20 protein-coding genes and 1 pseudogene are annotated in these 20,860 nt (G+C 57.6%); 15 read left to right on the top strand and 6 right to left on the bottom strand.

The genetic code is table 11. From position 1 onward, the window contains the following. Nucleotides 1-23 precede the first annotated feature (23 nt). The 3 genes from ACVIIW_RS35985 to ACVIIW_RS35975 are packed head-to-tail and all read right to left on the bottom strand — an operon-like array spanning nucleotide 24 to nucleotide 3,792. Nucleotides 24-2,399: a xanthine dehydrogenase family protein molybdopterin-binding subunit gene (locus ACVIIW_RS35985; protein ID WP_456705037.1), complete on the bottom strand. Its 2,376-nt coding sequence runs from the start codon at nucleotides 2,397-2,399 to the stop codon at nucleotides 24-26. Next, a complete protein-coding gene (locus tag ACVIIW_RS35980) occupies nucleotides 2,396-2,911 on the bottom strand; it encodes a (2Fe-2S)-binding protein (RefSeq protein WP_456705036.1) in 516 nt (171 codons plus the stop codon). The genes ACVIIW_RS35985 and ACVIIW_RS35980 overlap by 4 nt, the downstream gene beginning before the upstream one ends. Continuing rightward, nucleotides 2,908-3,792 carry an FAD binding domain-containing protein gene (locus tag ACVIIW_RS35975; RefSeq protein ID WP_456705035.1) on the bottom strand — a complete coding sequence of 295 codons (885 nt, stop codon included), beginning with the start codon at nucleotides 3,790-3,792 and terminating at the stop codon, nucleotides 2,908-2,910. The genes ACVIIW_RS35980 and ACVIIW_RS35975 overlap by 4 nt, the downstream gene beginning before the upstream one ends. Nucleotides 3,793-3,966: 174 nt before the next feature. Here ACVIIW_RS35975 and ACVIIW_RS35970 point away from each other — a divergent pair, with 174 nt between their 5' ends. The 5 genes from ACVIIW_RS35970 to ACVIIW_RS35950 all read left to right on the top strand — a co-directional run bounded on the left by ACVIIW_RS35970 (nucleotide 3,967) and on the right by ACVIIW_RS35950 (nucleotide 9,747). Continuing rightward, nucleotides 3,967-4,851 carry an alpha/beta fold hydrolase gene (locus ACVIIW_RS35970; RefSeq protein ID WP_456705034.1) on the top strand — a complete coding sequence of 295 codons (885 nt, stop codon included), beginning with the start codon at nucleotides 3,967-3,969 and terminating at the stop codon, nucleotides 4,849-4,851. Then, entirely contained in the window at nucleotides 4,848-6,188 is a 1,341-nt protein-coding gene (fahA, locus tag ACVIIW_RS35965; RefSeq protein WP_456705033.1) for a fumarylacetoacetase, read from the top strand. The genes ACVIIW_RS35970 and fahA overlap by 4 nt, the downstream gene beginning before the upstream one ends. Before the next feature lie 30 nt (nucleotides 6,189-6,218). Then, the gene (locus tag ACVIIW_RS35960) at nucleotides 6,219-7,034 is read left to right on the top strand and encodes an alpha/beta fold hydrolase (RefSeq protein ID WP_456705032.1); all 816 of its coding nucleotides are present in this window, start codon (nucleotides 6,219-6,221) and stop codon (nucleotides 7,032-7,034) included. 83 nt (nucleotides 7,035-7,117) lie between these two features. Continuing rightward, nucleotides 7,118-8,410, top strand: a complete 1,293-nt coding sequence (locus tag ACVIIW_RS35955; protein WP_456705031.1) for an MFS transporter — start codon at nucleotides 7,118-7,120, stop codon at nucleotides 8,408-8,410. A 122-nt stretch (nucleotides 8,411-8,532) separates the two neighbouring features. Beyond that, nucleotides 8,533-9,747, top strand: a complete 1,215-nt coding sequence (locus tag ACVIIW_RS35950) for an ABC transporter substrate-binding protein (RefSeq protein ID WP_456705030.1) — start codon at nucleotides 8,533-8,535, stop codon at nucleotides 9,745-9,747. A 247-nt stretch (nucleotides 9,748-9,994) separates the two neighbouring features. On the opposite strand, the gene ACVIIW_RS35945 is transcribed toward ACVIIW_RS35950, so the two are convergent. Beyond that, nucleotides 9,995-10,642 (bottom strand): TetR/AcrR family transcriptional regulator, encoded by a 648-nt coding sequence (locus tag ACVIIW_RS35945; protein WP_456705029.1) that lies wholly within the window; start codon nucleotides 10,640-10,642, stop codon nucleotides 9,995-9,997. 132 nt (nucleotides 10,643-10,774) lie between these two features. On the opposite strand from ACVIIW_RS35945, the gene ACVIIW_RS35940 reads away from it, so the two are divergent. Next, nucleotides 10,775-11,482, top strand: a complete 708-nt coding sequence (locus ACVIIW_RS35940) for a hypothetical protein (protein WP_456705028.1) — start codon at nucleotides 10,775-10,777, stop codon at nucleotides 11,480-11,482. 282 nt (nucleotides 11,483-11,764) lie between these two features. On the opposite strand, the gene ACVIIW_RS35935 is transcribed toward ACVIIW_RS35940, so the two are convergent. Further along, a complete protein-coding gene (locus tag ACVIIW_RS35935; protein WP_456705027.1) occupies nucleotides 11,765-12,406 on the bottom strand; it encodes a GntR family transcriptional regulator in 642 nt (213 codons plus the stop codon). A gap of 101 nt (nucleotides 12,407-12,507) precedes the next feature. On the opposite strand from ACVIIW_RS35935, the gene ACVIIW_RS35930 reads away from it, so the two are divergent. From ACVIIW_RS35930 to ACVIIW_RS35900, 7 genes and pseudogenes are all read left to right on the top strand, one after another. Further along, nucleotides 12,508-13,725 carry a cytochrome P450 gene (locus tag ACVIIW_RS35930; protein WP_456705026.1) on the top strand — a complete coding sequence of 406 codons (1,218 nt, stop codon included), beginning with the start codon at nucleotides 12,508-12,510 and terminating at the stop codon, nucleotides 13,723-13,725. Nucleotides 13,726-13,734: 9 nt separating this feature from the next. Beyond that, nucleotides 13,735-14,145, top strand: a pseudogene (locus ACVIIW_RS35925) (SRPBCC family protein); the annotation flags it as partial. Nucleotides 14,146-14,184: 39 nt separating this feature from the next. Beyond that, nucleotides 14,185-14,409 carry a ferredoxin gene (locus ACVIIW_RS35920; RefSeq protein ID WP_456705356.1) on the top strand — a complete coding sequence of 75 codons (225 nt, stop codon included), beginning with the start codon at nucleotides 14,185-14,187 and terminating at the stop codon, nucleotides 14,407-14,409. Between the two features lie 517 nt (nucleotides 14,410-14,926). After that, nucleotides 14,927-15,346, top strand: coding sequence for an IS66-like element accessory protein TnpA (gene tnpA / locus ACVIIW_RS35915; RefSeq protein ID WP_310880253.1), 420 nt, complete (start codon nucleotides 14,927-14,929; stop codon nucleotides 15,344-15,346). After that, nucleotides 15,346-15,693, top strand: coding sequence for an IS66 family insertion sequence element accessory protein TnpB (tnpB, locus tag ACVIIW_RS35910; RefSeq protein ID WP_141340086.1), 348 nt, complete (start codon nucleotides 15,346-15,348; stop codon nucleotides 15,691-15,693). Before tnpA ends, tnpB begins: the two co-directional genes overlap by 1 nt. A gap of 71 nt (nucleotides 15,694-15,764) precedes the next feature. Next, entirely contained in the window at nucleotides 15,765-17,420 is a 1,656-nt protein-coding gene (tnpC, locus tag ACVIIW_RS35905) for an IS66 family transposase (RefSeq protein ID WP_456700491.1), read from the top strand. After that, a complete protein-coding gene (locus ACVIIW_RS35900) occupies nucleotides 17,420-17,710 on the top strand; it encodes a hypothetical protein (protein WP_456700490.1) in 291 nt (96 codons plus the stop codon). The genes tnpC and ACVIIW_RS35900 overlap by 1 nt, the downstream gene beginning before the upstream one ends. A gap of 45 nt (nucleotides 17,711-17,755) precedes the next feature. Here ACVIIW_RS35900 and ACVIIW_RS35895 read toward each other — a convergent pair whose 3' ends face one another. Further along, the gene (locus ACVIIW_RS35895; protein ID WP_456705025.1) at nucleotides 17,756-18,889 is read right to left on the bottom strand and encodes an MFS transporter; all 1,134 of its coding nucleotides are present in this window, start codon (nucleotides 18,887-18,889) and stop codon (nucleotides 17,756-17,758) included. Here ACVIIW_RS35895 and ACVIIW_RS35890 point away from each other — a divergent pair. Together ACVIIW_RS35890 and ACVIIW_RS35885 are read left to right on the top strand one after the other, a co-directional pair. Beyond that, nucleotides 18,868-19,305, top strand: a complete 438-nt coding sequence (locus ACVIIW_RS35890) for an RrF2 family transcriptional regulator (protein WP_456705024.1) — start codon at nucleotides 18,868-18,870, stop codon at nucleotides 19,303-19,305. The genes ACVIIW_RS35895 and ACVIIW_RS35890 overlap by 22 nt on opposite strands. A gap of 325 nt (nucleotides 19,306-19,630) precedes the next feature. Continuing rightward, nucleotides 19,631-20,848, top strand: coding sequence for an ABC transporter substrate-binding protein (locus ACVIIW_RS35885; RefSeq protein WP_456705023.1), 1,218 nt, complete (start codon nucleotides 19,631-19,633; stop codon nucleotides 20,846-20,848). Nucleotides 20,849-20,860 lie beyond the last annotated feature (12 nt).

Here is a 20,860-nt window from a genome sequence, read left to right as displayed (position 1 = left end):
CTGCGGGCATTCCAGCCCAACGTCTACTGGTGGCCTGTTTCTTCATCCGGCGCCCGACCGCGGGCGTCGTCCAGCAATTCGCAGATGCGTTGCGGCGAGATTGGGGCTTCGTTGATCCAGACGCCCAACGGAGCGAGGGCATCGTTGACGGCACTCACAATGGCCGCGATGCCGACGATGGTGCCGCCTTCGCCCGCGCCTTTGACCCCCAGAGGATTGAGCGGGCTTGGCGTCTCGACATGGCCAAGTTCGATCGGAGGGACGTCGGGCGCAAGCGGAAGCATATATTCGGCGAACGTCGTGCTCACCGGCTGGGCTTCGGAATCGTAGACCATTCTCTCGAGTAACGCATTGCCGATCGCATGCGCGACGCCACCAAGCATCTGTCCCTCGACAATGAGGGGATTGATCAATTTGCCGCAATCGTGGACGACCACGTAACGGCGCAGCCAGATCTGGCCGGTCTTGATGTCGACCTCTGCCTCGACGACATGGCAGCCGTTAGCATAGGTGTTTTGTCCAACCATGTGGTGTGCAGTCTCTTCTAGACCTGGGGTCGCACCGGGCGACATGGCAACACCGGGCATGCCGATGGCCTTGCGCGCGATTTCGCGAAAGCTGAGGCTCAGGCCGGCGGTGTTGTTCGGACCTTCGCGGGTGGCGACTTCGGCGCGCCCACCGCGCAACACGATCTCGGACTCTGGGACCTCGAGCATAGAGGCGGCAAGGCCGCGAATCTTGCTAGCGATCTTGCCGGCTGCCAGATGCACGGATGATCCGGCTGTCACGGCCATGCGGGCACCAAAGGTCCCATGACCGATACTCACAAGACCGGTGTCCCCCGAGACGTAATCTATGTCACCAATATTTACGCCAAGCTGATCGGCCGCGACCTGAGCCAAAGCCGTGGCGTGCCCCTGCCCTTGAGAGGAGCCTCCCACCCCGAGCAAGATGCGGCCATTCGGCGCAATGCGTATCATCGCGGCCTCGTACGGACCGAGGCCCGTGCTCTCGACGCCGTTGGCGAGCCCGATGCCCAGATATCGGCCTTGCTCGCGAGCGGCTGTTCGCCGGGATTCGAAACCGGCATAGTCGGCCAGCTCAAGCGCTTTGGCCTGGCAACGCGGATAGTCGCCGCTATCATACCTGACCGGCGTCCCGTCGCGAAATTTGATGCCGACGTCGTAGGGCATCTGCTCAGGCTGCACCATGTTTCGTCGACGAACCTCGGCGCGATCCAGGTTTAGCTCCCGCGCGACACGGTCCAGCAGGCGCTCCATCACAAACACGCCCTGTGGCCGTCCCGACCCTCGCACCGGGACCTGTGAAATCTTGTTGGTCATGGCGAGCACCACGTCCATCCGATAGTTCGGGAGGACATAGGCACTGGGCAGCGTCATAGCGGAGAGCCAGGGTGTATGAACGCCTGCGGGGATGTAGGCACCCGATTCGTGAACGAGAGATCCTCGAATGCCGCGTATCCGACCGTCGTCTTCGACCGCGATTTCTACATTCCAATACTGATCGCGCTCCTGGTATGTCGCGACGAAATTCTCGCGCCTGTCCTCTATCCACTTAACGGGCCGATCGAGCAGCCGCGCCGCGGCTGCGACCGCGAAGTATTCCGGATAGGGAGGCGCCTTCGGGCCAAAGCCGCCCCCGATGTCTGGCGTGACAATACGAATCTGTCGATCCGAGCATTGCAATGCTTCGAGGAACGCGCGCTGCAACCGGTGGGGAAGCTGAGTGTTGACGTGCAGTGTCAACGCTTCTAGGGGCAAGTCCCAAAAAGCGACTACTCCCCGGCACTCCATCGGAAATGCTCCGCCACGGTGAATGTGGATGCGTTCCTTGAAGGTCCTGTATGCGCCAGTGAACGCCTGCTCCAACTGGCCGGTTTGCAGCGTCATGCGTCCAAACACGTTGCTTGAAGCGCCGGTGTGAGCCATTGGCGCATCCGGCGCAAGCGCGTCGAGCGCATCGACGATCGCCGGTAAGGGATCATAGTCCACCTCGACCAGTGCGGCGGCATCTTCCGCGATGTATCGATTGTCTGCGACAACGATTGCGACGGTCTCGCCCACAAAGCAGACCTCTTCGCTCGCGAGCGCGAGCGGAGCGAAGACCTGCTCAATAGCGGGATTGGCGGGGGGAAGTTCGATGGGACCCTGAAACGCTCGCGGCAAGTCTCGATGAGTGAAGACGCCGCGAACCCCAGGCAGCACTCGAGCGCGATCCAGATTGATACTTTTAATAAGCGCGTGCGCCAACGGACTGCGAACGAAGGCTGCTTCAACTGTTCCGGGATAGTGAATATCGTCGACGAAATGTCCCTTGCCGCGAAGCAGGGCGTCATCTTCGCGCCGCGTCGCCGCCCTGCCAAGCCAACTGCCAGTCACGAGGCCGATCCTTTCGTTGCACGCGGGGGTTGATCGAATTCACCACGCGCTGTCGCGAGGACGGCTTCCACAATGCCTTGATAGCCTGTGCAGCGACAGATGTTACCCGAAAGGGTATCCCGCACTGCCGCTTCATCGGGAGTAGATGTCGTTCGCAAAAACTCGATGATGGTCATCAACAGGCCGCTGGTGCAAAAGCCGCACTGAAGAGCGTGGTAGGCAGAGAAGGCGCGCTGCAGCGGATGCAAAGTTTGCTCATCGGGCGCGAGACCTTCCACCGTCTCTACCAGTTCACCGTTCGCCTGGACTGCAAACATAAGGCAAGACCGGACACTCTTGCCATCCACCAGAACGGTACACGCGCCGCATACGCCATGTTCGCACCCAACGTGGGTTCCAGTCAGAGCGAGCTCATGCCGAAGGAAATCGGCGAGTGTGAGCCGCGGCTCGACGTCTCGCGAATGAGCTACGCCATTCACTGTTACGGATATGGGGAGACGCTCGATCTTCATTGCACGCTTCTTCGTTGAGCTCGTTCGACCGCAATCGCAACCGCTCGGCGGCTTAAGACCTTGACGAGTCGACGGCGATATGCGTCGCTGACGTAAGCGTCCGCAAGACAATCTCCGATTTCGATTAGGCCCGCCGCGTCGGCAAACAACGAATCGTCCGGTTGTCGTCCCTGCAGATATTTTTCGATCGCGGTCAGCCGGATCGGAATTGAATTCAGTCCGGCAGCCACAAGAGCGCAGCGTTGGATCACGTGGCGCGAGGGAGCAAGTTCGACAAGCGCACCGACCGCAACGATTGCAAAGTCACCATGTCGGCGCGCAACTTCCTCGAAGGCGAAACCGTGATTGGCAGGCCAAAGGGGGAATTCGACTCGCACTAGAAGCTCGTCCGGGCGAAGCCCAGTTTCCAGGTAACCTTTTGCGAAGGCGGCAAAGTCCATGTGTCGTTCGCCGTGACGCTCGCTGGCAGCGACGAAAGTCGCACCGTCGTGTAAGGCCGCGCAGGCCACCAATTCAGCGGTCGGATCAAGATGACAAAGCGAGCCGCCGATCGTTCCTCTGTTTCGTGTTTGACGATGACCGGTATGGAGCAAAGCTTCTTGTAGCACGGGACAGAGGCGAGCAACGTCCTTGGAGTGTTCGATCTCCGCCTGTGTCGTCATTGCACCGAAAGCAATGCGCGATGAGTCAAATGTAATTCTCTTGAGCTCATCAATCTTTTTGAGGTCGACAAGATGATCAGGTTGCACGAAGCGGAAGTTCATCATCGAAACAAGCGACTGCCCACCGGCTAGAGCACGCGCGTTCTCGAGGCAGTTAAGCAACGACAGGGCTTCAGCAACGGTGTCCGGGTTATGATAAAGGAATGGAGCGGGCTTCATACAGTGGCTCCTTGTCTGAGACACATTACGGCTACACCGGGTCATTCCGAAAGCCAATGTGCAGCTGTTTGATATTGAAGATCGGTATAGGTGTTATAGCTGCCTTGCTCTGTATTCCGCGTATTTCGTCAAGTCTTGTGATGCTGCGATATAATCAAGCAATGAGACTTGACGATGCTGCGGTCGAGCGAGCTCTCTTCTTGTAGTCCAGGAGTTGCCTGGGCTGAGATCAACGGAGTTAGTCTTCGCTACAGCTTGGCCGGGGATGCGGATCGTCCTGGCATTGTGCTTGTGCATGAGATCGGCGGATCGATCGAAAGTTGGGGCGATGTGGCCAGGGAACTTAGAGACGATCATCGCGTGCTTTGCTACGACCAGCGAGGCAGCGGTCTCTCTGAACGGGTCACCAGAATTGGAGTTGGTGAGCTAGTACGGGATCTTGAGTTGCTAGCCGAACGTGAGTTTGGAACGGAGCGCATCTATCTCGTTGGAGTGGCGCTCGGCGCCGCCATATGCATTGCGTTCGCTCTCGCCCATCCTGAACGCGTCGCTGGCTTGGTCCTTGGTAGTCCAACCGTTCGCGTATCTCCGCAGGTTATTCTGACGTTGCAGGAACGAGCCGAGACGATCCTTCGTGGAGGAATGCGGGCTGTCGTCGACGAAAGTTTGCGCAAATCGTATCCTGCCGAGTTTCGCGAAAATGGCGAAAGGTTTGGCCAGTATCGCCTTCGGTGGTTGGCCAATGATCCGGAGAGCTTTTGCGCGATGTCACAGGTGCCGGCGCAGCTGCCGCTAGCAGGAGATCCCCGCAATCTCAATTGTCCGGTCCTGTTGCTCGGTGCGATCGGAGACGTCATTCGCACCGCTGCTGACGTGGCCAAGCTCGCAAATCAGATACCGAATGCCCGCTTCAGCGCGGTCGAGGGCGGACATTTCCTGCATCTGCAAAATCCACGGGCCGTTGTCGATCATGTCCGCGACTTTGTCCGGCAGACGGACAGTGGTCGGCTGAGCGCTAACAACGTTGGTGCGGATCGTTCGCTGCGAGGACCAACATGACGATGGCGCCCGACGGGATCGATGAAACCCATGATGCGAAGCGGCGTAGCTGGGTAGAGTCGGCTACGCCGGGTTCCGCGTTTCCGATTCAAAACCTTCCTTATGGCGTGGGCCGCAGTCGCGGCGAAAGCGTGTGGCGCTGCGTCGTGGCGATCGGAGACGAAGTCCTCGATCTCTCCACTCTCGCAAGCGCGGGGGAACTCGGACGCGATGTCGCATCGCTGTTCGAACCATCCGCGGAATGCGCGCTGAATGATTTTATGGCTGCTGGGCGCTCAGCATGGCGGCATGTTCGACGCGGGTTGTCGAAATTGCTCGCTGCCGACGTTGAGAACTGGACCGTGAATCGCTCCCGCTTGTCGCCACTGCTGTTGCCGGTTGCGGATGTCGAGCTCCGTATGCCGGCACGGGTCGGAGATTACAGCGATTTTTTTACGTCCTACCACCATGCGATCAACTGCGGTCGGATAAATCGCCCGGGTCAGCCCTTGTCACCCAGTTTCTGGCATATGCCGATCGGCTATCATGGCAGGGCTTCCACAGTTGCCATATCGGGTACGTCGTTGCGCCGGCCGCGCGTCCAGACCCCGAGCGGCGAGGGACCTCCGCGATTCCAGCCCACTGCGATGCTTGACTACGAGGGCGAGTTGGCTTTCTTCGTCGGCTCCGGTAACGAGCTGCACCAACCGGTGCCGATCGAGCGGATCGAGGACCATCTGTTCGGCGTCACGATCCTCAACGATTGGAGCGCGAGGGACACTCAGCCTTGGGAGAAGCTTGGGTCAGGGCCGCTTCTTTGCAAGAATTTCTTGACGACAATCTCGCCTTGGGTCGTCACCATGGATGCTCTAGCGCCCTTTCGCTATCCGCACGTTCGACCGGATGAAGCGCCGACGCTGCTCGCTTACCTGGACGGCGAAAAGAATCGTGTCAACGGCGCCATCGATATCTGGATCGAGGTGGCGCTTCGTACCGAACGCATGAGGCGGCAGGACGATCCGCCTTTTCGGTTGAGTCGCGCGACGTTTCGCGAGCAGGTCTTCACTATTGGCCAGATCGCAACACACCACGCGAGCAATGGGTGCAAGCTGCGTCCTGGTGACATCCTGGCCTCGGGGACCATTTCCAACGAGGGAACCAATGCGATGGGCTGTTTGCTCGAGCTAACGAAACGTGGCCGGGAGCCTGTTTGTCTGCCGAATGGCGAGCAGCGCTCGTTTCTGGAGGACGGCGACGAAGTGATCATGAGTGCCAGCTGCGAGCGCGCAGGATTCGTTCCGCTCGAGTTTGGAACGTGTCGAGGGCTCGTGCTGCCGTTTGCAAACGCAGCATCCTAGGTTCTTGGTCTTAGGGATAAGGAAGAAGAAATGCAAATTCGTTTGTCGAACGGTCTTGCCATTGGATATCAGACCAGCGGTACCGGACGGGTGATGGTGCTATTGCATCCAATTGGTACGGGGGCGTCGTTCTGGGCTCCCATGATGCGAGAGCTAGAGCGAGAATACCGCTGCATAGCGATCGATCTTCGCGGGCACGGTGGGAGTGATACACCCCTTCGCCGGTTTACTCTGGACGATCTGGCGGACGATGTGATCGAGATGCTGCGAGCCCAGCAGCTCGACGATGTGATCTTGGTGGGCTGCTCCTTTGGGGGCATGGTCGCTCAGGGTGCTCTGCTGCGGGCGCCCGAGTTGTTTGCCGGCGCCGTCCTCACCGGGACGACGCACGTGCAGACCGACGAATCGCGAGACACACTCCTGAAACGTGCTGCCGAGACGCGGCTGGGAATGGAGCCGCTCCTCGAAAGCACTATGAACCGCTGGTTCGCGCCGGGATTCTTCGCGCAGAATCCAAATTCAGTGGCTGAGGTCCGCAGTTGGCTGTTGGGTATAGATCCCATTGCCTTTGCCTGGAGCTGGGAGGCCATTGCTGGAGTCTACTATGGAGATCTTCTCAAGCATATCAAAACACCATCGCTTCTGCTACGCGGAAGCCACGATCCGTCCGGCCGCACAATGCCGGCCATGGCAGCGCTCATGCAGCAAGCGCGCTTCGTTGAGGTCGAGGGGCTTGGCCATATGGCCCCTTACGAAGGATCGAAGAAAATCGCGGGACTCATTCGGGACTTCGTCGAGACGGAGGTGGTCCAGGCTCGCGGCCGAACGTTCTGTACGGCGGTTTGACAAGGTTGGGCCCGCGGCGGAAGACCGCCGCGGCAGCCACTCCCAACCAAAGGGCAGCCGCTGATGCGCACACGGGGCGATACATGCTGGTACGCAATAGAGAGCAATTGAGGGTCCGCGTCTACGCGAAGATATCGCAACGCCTCATACCAATCTTGATGCTTTGCTATTTGCTGGCGGTCCTCGATCGTACGAACGTTGCATTCGGAAAGCTGCAATTCTCAAAGGAACTGAACTTCGACGATGCTGTGTTTGGGTTTGGAAGCGGCATTTTTTTTCTGGGATACCTGTTGTTCGAAGTGCCAAGTAATGTATTGCTTACCCGGATCGGCTTCCGTGCAACTTTGTTGCGGATCATGTTGACGTGGGGGCTTTGTTGCAGTGCGCTGGCACTAATGTCCAGCTACTGGCATTTTTACAGCCTGCGATTTCTCCTCGGCGTTGCGGAGGCAGGCTTCTTTCCTGGGGTCCTCTACTATTTGTCCACTTGGACGCCGGCGGAGCGCCGCGCCCGGATCACGGCGCTATTCATGTCGTCCCTCGCAGTCTCAGGCATCATCGGGAGTGCGATCTCGGTCACGATCATGGGTGCGATGGATAAGGTCCTTGGGCTATCGGGCTGGCAATGGCTCTTTCTCCTGGAAGGTCTCCCCTGCATCGTTGTGGCTATCGTCGCCTTCCGAATGTTGCCCAACTCGCCTGACGAAGCGGTGTGGCTCGAGCCGGCGGAGCGCGCTCTGGTCACTGAGGATCTCGAGGCCGAGCGCCATTGCACGAAGGTGATCCGTCCGATTCGGTGGAATCAGATGTTGGTCAGCGTCCGCTTTCTTGCGCTGTGCATCGGTTCGATCGCGCTATTGTCCAACGTGGGCGCAGTCTTCTACTGGCTCCCGAGCATCTTGCACCATGCCGGAATAGTGTCCGTGCTCGCGGTGGGAGCAACCTCCATCCTTCCGTTCGCGATTGCAGCATGTGTGCAGTACCTGGTGGCCCGCAGTTCGGATCGAACCTGGGAGCGCAGGTATCACGTCGCCGTTCCCTTGCTGGTGAGCAGTGTAGGTTGGTTTGCCTCGGTCTACTTCGCTGCCGATGTGCCGCTCTGCGTGATTTCGATGTGTCTCGCCACGGCAGGGGTTTTCGGTGCAACGGGGCCGTTCTGGTCGTTGCCATCGCTGGTGTTTACACCGACATCGGCGGCAGTCGGTATTGCCGCAGTTTCGACTGTCGGTGGCTTCGGTGCCTTCGTCAGCCAGCCGGTCGTTGGGTATCTTTCCGTAGTCACAGCCTCTCTTCAGGCTGGGCAATTCTATGTTGGTGGCGTGACCGCGCTCGGTGCGCTGGCCGTAATTTGGGTTCGGTTGGAAAGCCCTCCATGAAAGGTCCGCACTAGCCATCGACGCCGGAGAGAACCAAGAATTGATGGAGTGCGGTCGCCGTAGGGATGTCCGCGTCAAACGAGTCGTTAGGGTCAAGTATCATTTCGTGAGGGGAGGGAACTATGAACTTTAGGCTTTGTCTCGTGCTGGCTACGTTGGTCGGCACCTTGTCTCATGCTGTTGCGCAGAATGCACAAGATCATGTGCGGATCGGTGTTTTGAATGATCAATCCGGTGTCTTCGCGGAATATCAAGGTATCGGTTCGGTGATCGCCGCCCAAATGGCGGTTGAGGATTATGGCGGGAAGGTCGCTGGAAAGCGGCTCGAGGTCGTTTCCGCCGATCACCAGAACAAGACCGATACCGGCATGACGATCGCTAGGCGCTGGTACGAAAGCAAGGGCGTCGCGGCGATCTTTGACGTGCCGAACTCGGCCATTGCACTCGCGGTAGCTAACATCACCGAGCAGAAGAACAAGGTGTTTGTGGCCTCGGGAGCAGGGACGGCGCTGCTAACCGGGGCGAAATGCACGCCCAACACCGTTCACTGGACGTATGATACCTACGCCTATGGGAGAGGAATCGGCAAACTGATCGTGGCACGCGGTGGCAAGAAGTGGTTCTTTTTGACGGTGGATTATGCGCTTGGCCATGACTTGGAAAAGCAGGCCGCGGACGGTGTAAGAGACGCAGGTGGAGAGGTTCTTGGATCGGTTCGCCATCCGCTTGGGACGGCCGACTATGCATCTTTTCTGCTGCAAGCCCAATCGTCCGGTGCGGATATAGTCGGAATCGCGAACGCGGGAGACGACACTACGACCTCGATGAAGCAGGCGGTCGAATTTGGCTTGACCACCAGGCAGAAGATTGTAGCCCCCCTATTGGGAATCAACGGCATCCCATCGCTAGGGCTCAAACTGGCGCAGGGCACACAGATCATGAACCCATTCTACTGGAATATGAACGATGAGACTCGTGCCTTTGCGAAGCGTTTCGCGGAACGTCACCCTCGCAATAATTATCCAAACGAGATGCAAGCCGGCGTATATGCTTCCGTGATCCACTATCTGAAGGCCGTTGATAGGGTTGGAGACACTGCAGACGGCAAGGCCGTTGTAAAGGCGATGAAGGCCATGCCAACCAAGGACGCCCTTTTCGGCGAAGGCATCATCAGGCTCGATGGACGCAAGATCCATCCGTTGTACTTGCTTGAAGTGAAGAAGCCTGAAGAGTCGACGTCGAAGTGGGACTTGCTGAAAATTGTTGCGACCATCCCGGGTGAACAGGCGTTTCGTCCAGAAGGCGAGGGCAACTGTCCGCTGGTGAGCAAGCAATAGGAATGCATTTGTGCGAGTTCAGACCCGTGCCAGGGGAGCAAAGGTCGAAACGCGACGGATTGTCCGGGAAGCTCTTAACTGCAAGCTTTCATTGTTGTCGAGCCGTCCGTCTGCGATCGGTCGAGTCCTGCTTCTCCCGTCTATCGAGGCTAGTGTCGATGGAAAGGCATGGCTTATTTGCGAGTGTATGCGACTGCCTGCGCGAGCGTCGCATATCCGTCGGCTCTCGCTATGCCGAAGCGAAGTTTCACCGTTTCTTCGTCGCGGACTTTGACCGCCTATCGCGTCTAGCATCTGGCGGGGCTTGGGTTCGCATCAGTAACCCTAGAATCAGAGGACGCAGGTGACGTGAAGTCACTGGCTCGCGAAGCACCAGAACCCGGAGATACACTGCGCCGAGCAAGCCTTGCATGAGAGGCCAGGGGTCAGTATTCGCAGGCCATTCGCCCCGCGCTACAGCACGATCGAACAATTGGTTCAACTTTTGGAAACGCAGTGTCCACTGTTGGTGCATTGCTTTCGTGACGAAAGGATCGTTTCTTACAGCAAGGCCGAACTGAATGGCTGCGTGACCGAGTGGACTACTGAGATGCCGTCCGGCAGCTACTAGCAGTCCGATTAGGTCTTCCGGAAGTGATCCCCGATCCGGTACGATAATCTTTTCCGCAAAAAGAGCGAATGTGGCTTCAGTTACCAGACCTTCGCGTGACTTCCAGCGGCGGTAGATTGAAGTCTCATGTACGCCAGCTCGAACAGCTACAGCGCTGATATTCAGCTTCTCGTACCCGTGTTCCTGCAGTTCCGCGACGGTCGCGTCGACGACGGCATTGCGAACCCGCGTGCTACGACCACCTGGTCGCCGCGCAGGGATCCGACCAACTGTGCTCCCCTTCATATCAAGCCTCTTAAAGCAATAGAAGTGGCATTTATTATCGCAGTATAACTTGCATTAGCAAATGGACTGTTGCAGGTTGCCGGTCAGGAAACGCATGTTCGTCAATCAAGAGCGCACTTCGAGGGGGGCCGGATGCAGCGAGTGATATTTTTTAATCGTGGCGAGCCATTGAGCCGCGAGACGGTTCTTAAGATGGAGGTGCGCAGGGCGCGGCAGATGATGGCATTGCTTGCCCGGAAGTTGGATGCAGCGAAAATGAAAGAGCTGTTCCGGAACGAAGTTGCAACGAGCGAGAGCCAGCTAATAGCTTGGAGCGAGGGTGTTGGATTTGCGGAATCCGTGGCTTTAGCCCACATAGAAGAAGGAAGCGGGGCCGAGTTCATCGAATGGTATCTGACCGGCTACTTGCAAGCGAATACGCCTGCGATGTTGAGAGCCCACCCAGAGCATCTAGGCGTGCTCTTGATCCCAGATGGCAGGGTGGGCGTTCTGGAAGTCACCGGTCACTGTCACGGACCAGAACTTCTACATTTGAAACCTCTGCAAGATTGGAGCGAGTCACCGGTTCCTCTTCAGCCGGACATGCCCCACCGTCTGATGGCAAGGATCGAATCCCAAGCAGGCCAGGTGCTAGGATATCTACTTCACGAGTTTCGTGATACCAACCCAGGCTTTGACGCTCGCCTCGCGATACATTGGCCAGCTGGCGCTCCTGCAGAAATGGTGAAGGGGCACATCGATCATTTGACAGTCGAATTTTCTAACTGGTTTGAAATGTACCTTGAGACACGAAAGCAGCCGGCGGATCTCATGCCTGTGGCGCTAAATGTGAATACCTGAACATGCAAGTATGTATCATGCGAGGGCTGCGCCTTGATTGATTTATTAGACTTACCAACGCTCAGGCTGTCTCGGAGCGTCCGGTCGCGCGAGTCGGTCTCTCAGCCGAAAGCCGATGTCAAATCGTCACTGGCTTTTATGGAGCCTTGAGAGACGAGCTTTAGCGTTAGTCGCAACTGAACGTGATTTTGCTGCTTTTGAGATTGACGGAGCCTGAGGCCTCTATCAGCGATCCGGCCTCAATCGCGACCAGACAGAGCGGAGGCCTTGGCCGCCGCTAACTCAAGCGCCTAGGCGCCTACCAGGTATCACAGCTCGAAGCGCCAAATCTTCGACATAGCGAAGCAGACGATCGGCTGCGAGGGCGGCAGCGTCGGCGTCCCCAATCGAAATCGCTCGAGCTATTTCGATATGAGCCTCAACCCCTTCTTGGGGTAAGGAACGCTTGTGGTGAACGAACCAGAACCTACGGTTTTGAGTGGCGATGAGCCGCATCATTGATACCGCCGTCTTGTTTCGACATGCCGCCATGCACAGTTCATTGAGTTCCGCGTCGAGCCGGGCGAACGCATCGAAATCGTTTCTTGCCAACGTCTTGGTCATCTCCTCCGCGATGTTGCCAAGCTCTAGGCGCTGTTCTTGATCCGCCCTCATGGCGGCAGTTCGCACAATGAGAAGCTCAAGGGGACGGCGAGCTTCTATTACGTTTAGTTCTTCCTCCAGCCGGCATTCTGAAACGATGCATCCGCGATGCGGCAATATTTGCAGCAGTCCGTCGCGTGCAAGCCGTTGCATGGCCTCACGGACTGGCGTGCGGCCTAGTCGAAGGCGGCTACACAAGTCTGCTTCCGAAATAAGACTTCCGGGCGCCAGTTTCAGCGTCGCGATCATTTCCTCGAGCCGCGCATAGGCTTGCGCGGTCAAGCTGGACTGGTCAGCTTGGGGCATTTTTGATGCTGGACGAGCGCTCATATATGAGTCATATATGGCATTAACTCTGCTTTGGCAAGGAAATGGAGCAGGAAATGCCAGGTGATCCAGTGACGGATTGGGAGTCCGATTGGGATCATCTTGATCCCGCGTGGGTCGACGATCCTTATCCGATCTGGCGCGCGCTGCGTGAGCGCTGCCCGATCGCGCATACTCCGCGGTACCGTGGCGTCTATTTTCCGAGTCGCTATAACGACATCCGGGAGATCGCTTACGAGCCATCGCGTTTTTCATCTCGTCGGGTCGTGGTCCGCGATGGCGAATATCGCGTCAACTCGCCTCCCATCACGTCAGATCCGCCCGAACACCGCCCGATGCGGATGACCTTGATCCCTCCATTCACGCCACAAGCGGTTGCCAAGCTGGAACCGCAGGCAAAGGCAATTTGTAATGATCTGATCGACGGGTTTCTTAAGAGCGAATCCTGCGATGCCGCGGCGGATTACGCCCAGCACGTCCCGGTGCTCCTCATCGCCCACATGCTCGGCATTCCTGCGGAAGATGGTGATCGATTTCGTAGATGGATCACAATGGCGCTTCAGGAGGGGATAACAAATGAGGCTGTTCTAAAAGCTGCGGAAAACGAGATAGCCGTCTACTTCGCGGAACAAATCAAGCAACGACGAGAAAGTCCTGGAGAAGACCTGGTCTCGTTTCTGATCAAGGCTCGACTTCCAAACGGTGAGCCATTCTCCGACCAAGCGGTTCTTGGCGCACTACGCCTGCTTCTGATTGCCGGCATCGATACGACCTGGAGCGCGATCGGCTCGTCAATCTGGCACTTGGCAACGCATCCATCAGACCGCAAGCGCCTTGTGATTGAACCGGAGCTTATTCCGGTTGCTGTTGAGGAGTTTTTGAGGGCTTACGCGCCGGTAACAATGGCGCGCGAGATCGCCGAAGACACGATACTCAACAATTGTCCGATGCGAAAAGGAGAAATGACGCTGCTGTCATTTCCTGCAGCGAACCGGGATCCGTCGAAATTTGTCAATCCGGACGAGGTTATCATCGATCGGAGGGACAATCCGCACGTTGCGTTTGGTCTGGGCATTCATCGGTGCATAGGCTCAAATCTGGCGCGGTTGGAATTGCGAGTAGCCCTTCAGGAGTGGTTGAAGCGAATTCCCGAGTTTTCGCTTGATCCATCGCGCCCGATGACTTGGTCGCAAGGCACGGTGCGCGGCCCCAGGCGACTGCCCGTAGTTCTCAGTGAGCATGTCTGCTCTGCAAAAGATGTCCGAAATATATGAGGCTTTAAAATGCATTTCAATCGACAGCATGGAATTACAATCAGGGCGCCGAGGGAACTGGTTTTCGACTACGTCTGCAATCCGAATTCCTGGCCGAAATGGCTGGCTGCGTCCCACAAGATCGACAGCCCCGACCGTGCGCTTTCACGCGGCGAAAGTTTTCGTGAGGAGTGGCGCATTCAGCGCGGTGACATCATTTTGAATTGGACGGTGATCGAGTCCGATCGTCCGACCCAATGGGCCGTCCAAGCCGATACCGGGTTTATCGGTCCGATCGTGATCCGCTACACCTTTGAAAAGGCCGCGGATGGCACCCGTTACACGCGACATTTGAGTAATCCGGCTCGACCGATAATGCCCACAGAAGAGCAGATCACTCGAATGGACGATGAAGCGCGCATTGGACTTGCAAACATCAAGAGACAGGTTGAGGCCCTTTTGAAGGGTGCCGAGCCAAATCTGCACAAGAGCACGAACGGAGTCATTTTGCGGGTAGATCGGGAGAAATGCCAGGGACACGCGCGCTGCAGCGCGCTTGCACCCGAGCTTTTTGAACTCGACGAATACGGGAGCGCTCGGGAAGTTGCGATGGGACCGATATTGGCTGAAACCACCGAGAAAGCCTTCGTTGCGCAGGCGAACTGCCCAGAAAATGCAATAATCATTCAAGCAATCGACGAGTAGGCTGCCGCGCTGCACTTTTTGATGGCCTCAAGAAGTTTCGAAGCGGGTCCGGGAAGCCGGGCCTAGTAGCTCGCTAGCCCTACTGTTTTGCAATGCGTCAAATCCCGACTAAATTGTGGTGGGAGACACAACTGTAAAAAACAGCGATGAAGAAGCCTAATGAGAGTTTTGCGACCGAATGAACCCGCAATGTTATGGCGTTCTGTTACCCCGACACTGGTTCTGAATGTGCCGATTGGTCGCAGCGACGGGACTCATTACGTCATGTGACGGCGTCCCAACATCAGTATCAGCATGGCCATCGTTAGTGTCGTGGCCGCCCCAAGCCACATAGCACTGACAACGCCGGCGCGATCTACGAGTAGTCCACCGAAAAACGCACCGCTGCCGATTGCCACCTGTGCCGTCGTAACTTGGATCGCGGAGGCGCCTTCAAGGTGATCGGGTGCGGCAGCAAGGTATCGCTCCGGCGAGGGCCGCCTTGCGCGCTGAGGACGGAGGATGAAGACATAGGCGTATGACTGACCATACGCCTATTTCGAAGGTCTCCCGATTGGAAGTAGTTTCGACTGGCGCCCGCCGTCGTTGGACAGTGGACGAGAAGCAGCGGATCGTTGCTGAGAGTTATGATGGTTCCCGGTTGGTGTCGGCGACGGCGCGGCGCAACGGGTTGTCCACGAGCCAGTTGTTCACGTGGCGACGGTTGGCGCGCGAGGGTCGGCTGGGCGGGGATGCAGCGCCATTGCTTGTTCCTGTGGAGATCACTTCGACACCAACTCCGGCATCGGCCGTGGTCGCGCAGACAAGGCCATCGCCGGCTAAAGAGCGCGCGAAGGTAGGCATAATCGAGATCGAGCTTAGCGGCTGTCGGGTCCGCGTTGACCGTGACGTGGACACTGAAGCACTGCAGCGGGTCCTCGAGCTTCTGAGGCGGTGATGATTCCGATCCCAAGCAACGTCAGGGTCTGGATTGCCACCGGTCACACAGACATGCGCCGCGGCATGCAAAGCCTGGCGCTCGCGGTCCAGGAGAGTTTGAAGCGTGACCCGCATGCGGGGGATCTCTACATCTTCCGCGGCCGCCGCGGTGATCTGCTCAAGATTCTTTGGCACGACGGGTTAGGCATGTCGCTGTATGCCAAGCGCTTGGACCGCGGCAAGTTTATCTGGCCTGCGACGTCGGGAGATGCGGTATCGATCTCAGCGGCTCAGATGGCTTATATGCTGGAAGGGATCGACTGGAGGAATCCGCAACTAACATGGCGACCGCAGAGCGCCGGCTGAGCGAAATAAAATATGAGATCATGCGCATTTTGGGGCACCACAAAGCACTGAATTTGTGATTCTCTGGTTGCATGGACACGCCTCGCGACGCTCTTCCCGAAGACATAGCCGCTCTGAAAGAGGCGTTGGCGAGCGAACGCGCGAAGGCTCTGGATATTGCAGCGGAGCTTGCGGTCGCCCGTGCCAAGGCGTCGGAAGACAGTGCGCTGATTGCCCGCCAGAAGCTGCGGATCGCCAAGCTTGAGCGCCAGGTCCACGGGCAAAGATCAGAACGCTCGTCTCGTCTGATCGACCAGTTAGCGCTTACGTTTGAAGAGCTGGAATCCAGCGCCACCGAAGACGAGCTTGCGGCCGAGAGAGCTGTCGCCAGGACAACGACCGTGCGCGGATTTACGCGCACGCGTCCCGAACGCAATACCTTCCCTGATCATCTTCCCCGCGAGCGCGTGGTGATCGATTCGCCAACGACGTGTGAATGCTGCGGCGGCAATCGCCTGCGCAAGCTTGGTGAGGATGTGACCCGGACCCTGGAATCAATACCGCGCCAGTGGAAAGTGGTCGAGACGGTGCGGGAAAAGTTCACCTGCCGGGACTGCGAGAAAATCAGTCAGGCACCGGCGCCATTCCATGTGATTCCGCGAGGATGGGCGGGGCCGAGCCTGCTGGCCATGCTCCTCTATGAGAAGTTCGGCCAGCATCAGCCTCTGAACCGGCAGACTGAGCGTTACGCGCTGGAGGGCGTGCCCGTCAGTCTGTCGACCGCAGCCGACGCTGTTGGGGCTTGCTGCACGGTATTGGAGCCGCTATCGCGCCTGTTGGAAGCCCACGTCATGGCAGCTGAACGCCTCCACGGCGACGACACCACCGTGCCCGTGTTGGCCTTGGGCAAGTGCGATGTCGCTCGATGCTGGGTCTATGTGAAGGACGACCGCCCCTTCGGCGGCTCAGATCCGCCGGCAGCAATGTTTTATTACTCGCGCGATCGAAGGGGCGAGCATCCGCAGGCGCATCTGACCAACTATAGCGGCATCCTGCAGGCCGACGCCTTCGGTGGATACACCAAACTCTACGAGCCCCAGCGAAGTCCTGGGCCTATCAGGGAAGCGGCCTGTTGGGTCCATGCCCGGCGGCCGTTCTTCGCCATGGCGGATCTTGAGGAGAACGCGCGGCGCAAAGCGGCCGGAAAGCAGGAGATCGTCATCTCGCCCGTCGCCATGGAGATCGTGCGCCGCATCGACGCTCTGTTCGAGATAGAGCGCTCTATCAATGGCCAAAGCGCCGATCACCGAAGAGCTGTTCGCCAGGCGCAGAGCGCGCCGCTGGTCGCCGATCTGGAAGCCTATATGCGCGAGCAGTGCGCCAAGCTCACCCGCGGTCACGATCTGGCCAAGGCCATGAACTACATGTTCAAGCGCTGGACCTCCTTCACCCGCTTCCTCGACGATGGCCGCGTCTGCCTCTCGAACAATGCAGCCGAAAGAGCGCTGCGCGGCATCGCATTGGGCAGAAAGTCGTGGTTATTCTGTGGGTCCGACCGCGGAGGGCGCCGAGCCGCCGCCATGTATAGCCTCATCGTCTCTGCCAAGATGAACGACGTCGATCCTCAGGCCTGGCTCGCCGATGTACTCGCTCGCATCGCCACCCACTCCGCCCACAGGCTCGATGAGCTGCTGCCCTGGAACTGGAAGACAGCGCAACAGCAAGGCCTTGCGGCACAGGCGGCTTGATGGGACACGTCAACAAGGTTAGCCACGTGTTCACTCTCAGCCATGTTGCTGAGATGCTCGGCGAAGACGGGGAATGGCTGTTCGAGGTCGCCGAAGAAATGGACACCGAGGATGGCCAGCTATGGGTCGTCGGCGTCGGTGAAGACGGGGTGATGGCGTTCACCGATGACGGGATCGAGAACCTCAAAGAGCTGATCGCAATCCACAAGGACGCTCCTTGGATTATTGAAGAACGCCGCCAGGTACTCGCGGCGATCGTTAAGCCGAAGGCCGAAAAGCCCGAGGTTTAGCCGCTAACCGGACAAACCAGCCCGCCCGCGGCCTACGCCGCATGCTTACGCAGCAAGCATCCAATTGAGCATTGCAACCGGCATCGCTCCATAACTGAAACCCCAAAGTACCACGCAACCTATTGCGATTGTCGAATTCGTGTTGGCTAGGCACAGCAACGCGATTGCACAGCCGAGCACGAACGGCACAATGACAAGCGTAGTTCTCACAGCTTTTGCCGCCGCCCAGCCCCCAGCGAGGTTACCCAAAAAGGCGGCCACTCCGTAAGCAAGCAGCACCTCGCCTATGCTATCGGCTCCCACTCCGGAGAAACTGCTCAAGAAAGGAGCTATATACGTATATGCAGAGAACTGCCCCCCGATACCAAAAATCAGTGCGGCGATTCCGATGCGAATACGAGACCGCCGTATCAGAGTGGGTAAAATGCGAAGGCCCGTTGCCGTTTTGGGACGAACCGATGGCATGAGGAAGGTCAACGCAAGTGTGACGGTTAGAGCGAGCGCGGCGCATAGCCAAAACGCCTGCCGCCAACCGACCAACGCGCCAATCACGGCGCCCGCCGGTACTCCGGCGACAGTGCCGAGCGAGATCCCACTGAAGATTATGTTGGTCGCCGATTTTCCTTCATCACCGGATCGCAATCTCGGACCAAGTGATGCGCCAACAGTCCAAAAAGCGCCAATCGCAACTCCAAGCAAAATCCGCCCCACAATCAGAAACAGATAGCTTTCTGAAATTGCCACGACGGCATTTGAGGCAGCGAGCAACACTAGCAAGGCGCACATAACGAGTCTTCGATCGAAATCCCTTGCTACCTCCAAGGTCAACAAAGCAGCTATCGCAGCAACGAGGCCAGGCACCATCACCATGAAACCTGCAACGCCTTCAGTTACTGCCATATCATGAGAGATTCCCGGTAGCAGGCCGACGGGAAGAAGTTCGCTCGTAACCAAGGCGAAGGCGCCAGTTGCGATGGCTAGGATTGCCGCCCACGGCGCTTGTGGTCGATTAATAGATTCGCCAACGGCCTCAAGCATTTGGGTCTCCAACAAAAAACGATTCTTGCGTTCGTCGCAAAAAGTAACAATGATTAATACAGTTAGCTTCGCTGAAATGCAATAATTACTGTAACCATTACGATCTAGAGGAGGTGACGGTGATTGACGTTCGCTTTCCAACGGCACTGCAGGCGGTGTTAATGGTGGCTGCCGCAACCGAGGATGGTGTTAGAGCGACAAGCCGGACGTTGGCCGAAGGGCTGGGCGCCAATCCCAGTTTTGTCAGGAGACTAATTCGGCCACTTGGCCTCGCAGGGATTCTGGCCTCGGCTATTGGACAAAATGGCGGACTGCGCCTTGCCCGAGCCGCCGAGGACATAACTCTGCGAGATATTTACGAGGCCGTGATTGAAGACAAAAAACTTTGGGCCTCGCGTCCAGGTGTGCCCAACCGCTGTTTTATCAGCTCTAATATTACGACCCACTTCGAGGCTATCGCCGAAAGCATCAACGCGATGGTGCTCGAGCATCTGGATCGCCTCACTGTTGCGTCCAGCCTTCGCGAACTACGCGCGCAAGCTACTCGTCAACTCTGACAACCTCGGTTGTTGCAATCGATACAGCCCATCGTGTTGCGTGCGGCTTGCTAACTGCAAGCGAACGCGCCGGCAAGGTTGAGGTTCAACCCCAAGCATGTCGTGTGCTCTTGACCTTAGACGGCATGGGCGCATTGTCCGTCACAGACTTGAACCGGGTTACAGTCACAAGCCAAGCCTAGCAGCTTGATCGCTTCAAATGTTTTGCAATGCATTCGTTGGTTATGCTTGACTATATTGTTGTCAACAACAACAATTGTTGTTAAAAAACGAAGGGTGAGAAGCCTATGAGAGGTGCGAAATGCGGCTCGCGAGGGAGGACCGAATGAAACCGCTACGATACGGCGTTCTGTTTGCCCTGACGTTGTTTGTGAATTTGCTACCCGGTCGTGCTGAAGCCGATGGTAAGATCCGGATCGGCGTGCTCAACGACATGTCGAGCGTCTATGCGGATTTCCAAGGCGCGGGTTCGATCGTTGCTGCGAAGCTTGCGGCTGAAGATTTCATGAAGAACTCAAAGTTGCAGGTCGAGATACTTTCGGCAGATCATCAAAATAAGCCGGATGTGGGCGCAGTAATCGCCAGGCGCTGGTTCGACACTGAAGGCGTCGATGTCATCGTCGATCTACCGAATTCGGCGGTCGCCCTCGCCGTTGCAGAGATAGCTCGGGAAAAAAACAAGGTCATCATTGGTTCGGGGGCTGGAACGGCCGCGCTTACGGGCGACAGGTGTTCACCGAATACCGTACATTGGACTTACGACACTTGGGCACTTGGACACGGACTCGCCCGTGGGATCGTGGCGCAGGGAGGAAATACGTGGTTCTTCGTTACGGCGGACTATGCGTTTGGACACGACTTGGAAAAGCAAGCGACTGATGAGATTAGTGCGGATGGCGGCAAGGTTCTCGGATCGGTCCGGCATCCGCTCAACTCCAGCGATTTCGCCTCGTTTCTGCTCCAAGCACAAGGATCGAATGCTGAGGTTGTGGCACTTGCAAATGCGGGCGGCGACACCGTCACAGCGATCAAGCAGGCAGCCGAATTCAACATGGGGCAAAAGCAGCGATTGGTGGCGCTCATCTTCGATTTGCAGAGCGTGACGTCACTGGGCCTGAAGGCGGCGCAGGGCCTGACTGCCATGAATGCTTTCTATTGGGATATGAATGACGCGACGCGGGATTGGTCGAGGCGATATCAGGAGCGTGAGCCCAAGCGCGGCATGCCTAATCATATGCAGGCAGGTGTCTATTCGGGCGTGATGCACTATCTCAGGGCGGTAGAAAAAGTCGGTGCGGCCTTGGATGGCCGAGCGGTGGTGTCCGCTATGAAATCGCTTCCGATCGATGATCCCCTGTTTGGAAAGGGAGAAGTGCGGCAAGACGGCCGCGCCGTTCACGCAATGTATCTCATGCAGGTGAAAACCCCGGCAGAGTCGAAAGGCGAATGGGATGTGTTCAAGATTGTTGGAACTGTTCCGGCGGATAAGGCATTCCGGCCGCTGGCCGACGGCGGATGTCCCCTCGTGACCAAACCCAACTAAACAAGCCCGCAT

Source organism: Bradyrhizobium sp. USDA 4449 (assembly GCF_054056275.1).
This window is presented reverse-complemented; position numbering and strand designations above follow the sequence as displayed.

Excerpts from the sequence above, each read along its gene's own strand:
- tnpA (WP_310880253.1), top strand. The coding sequence starts at position 14,927 with ATGACTGACCATACGCCTATTTCGAAGGTCTCCCGATTGGAAGTAGTT.
- ACVIIW_RS35885 (WP_456705023.1), top strand. The coding sequence starts at position 19,631 with ATGAAACCGCTACGATACGGCGTTCTGTTTGCCCTGACGTTGTTTGTG.
- ACVIIW_RS35940 (WP_456705028.1), top strand. The coding sequence starts at position 10,775 with ATGCAGCGAGTGATATTTTTTAATCGTGGCGAGCCATTGAGCCGCGAG.
- fahA (WP_456705033.1), top strand. The coding sequence starts at position 4,848 with ATGACGATGGCGCCCGACGGGATCGATGAAACCCATGATGCGAAGCGG.
- ACVIIW_RS35950 (WP_456705030.1), top strand. The coding sequence starts at position 8,533 with ATGAACTTTAGGCTTTGTCTCGTGCTGGCTACGTTGGTCGGCACCTTG.
- tnpC (WP_456700491.1), top strand. The coding sequence starts at position 15,765 with ATGGACACGCCTCGCGACGCTCTTCCCGAAGACATAGCCGCTCTGAAA.
- ACVIIW_RS35980 (WP_456705036.1), bottom strand. The coding sequence starts at position 2,911 with ATGAAGATCGAGCGTCTCCCCATATCCGTAACAGTGAATGGCGTAGCT.
- tnpB (WP_141340086.1), top strand. The coding sequence starts at position 15,346 with ATGATTCCGATCCCAAGCAACGTCAGGGTCTGGATTGCCACCGGTCAC.
- ACVIIW_RS35975 (WP_456705035.1), bottom strand. The coding sequence starts at position 3,792 with ATGAAGCCCGCTCCATTCCTTTATCATAACCCGGACACCGTTGCTGAA.
- ACVIIW_RS35955 (WP_456705031.1), top strand. The coding sequence starts at position 7,118 with ATGCTGGTACGCAATAGAGAGCAATTGAGGGTCCGCGTCTACGCGAAG.
- ACVIIW_RS35960 (WP_456705032.1), top strand. The coding sequence starts at position 6,219 with ATGCAAATTCGTTTGTCGAACGGTCTTGCCATTGGATATCAGACCAGC.
- ACVIIW_RS35930 (WP_456705026.1), top strand. The coding sequence starts at position 12,508 with ATGCCAGGTGATCCAGTGACGGATTGGGAGTCCGATTGGGATCATCTT.
- ACVIIW_RS35945 (WP_456705029.1), bottom strand. The coding sequence starts at position 10,642 with ATGAAGGGGAGCACAGTTGGTCGGATCCCTGCGCGGCGACCAGGTGGT.
- ACVIIW_RS35970 (WP_456705034.1), top strand. The coding sequence starts at position 3,967 with ATGCTGCGGTCGAGCGAGCTCTCTTCTTGTAGTCCAGGAGTTGCCTGG.
- ACVIIW_RS35900 (WP_456700490.1), top strand. The coding sequence starts at position 17,420 with ATGGGACACGTCAACAAGGTTAGCCACGTGTTCACTCTCAGCCATGTT.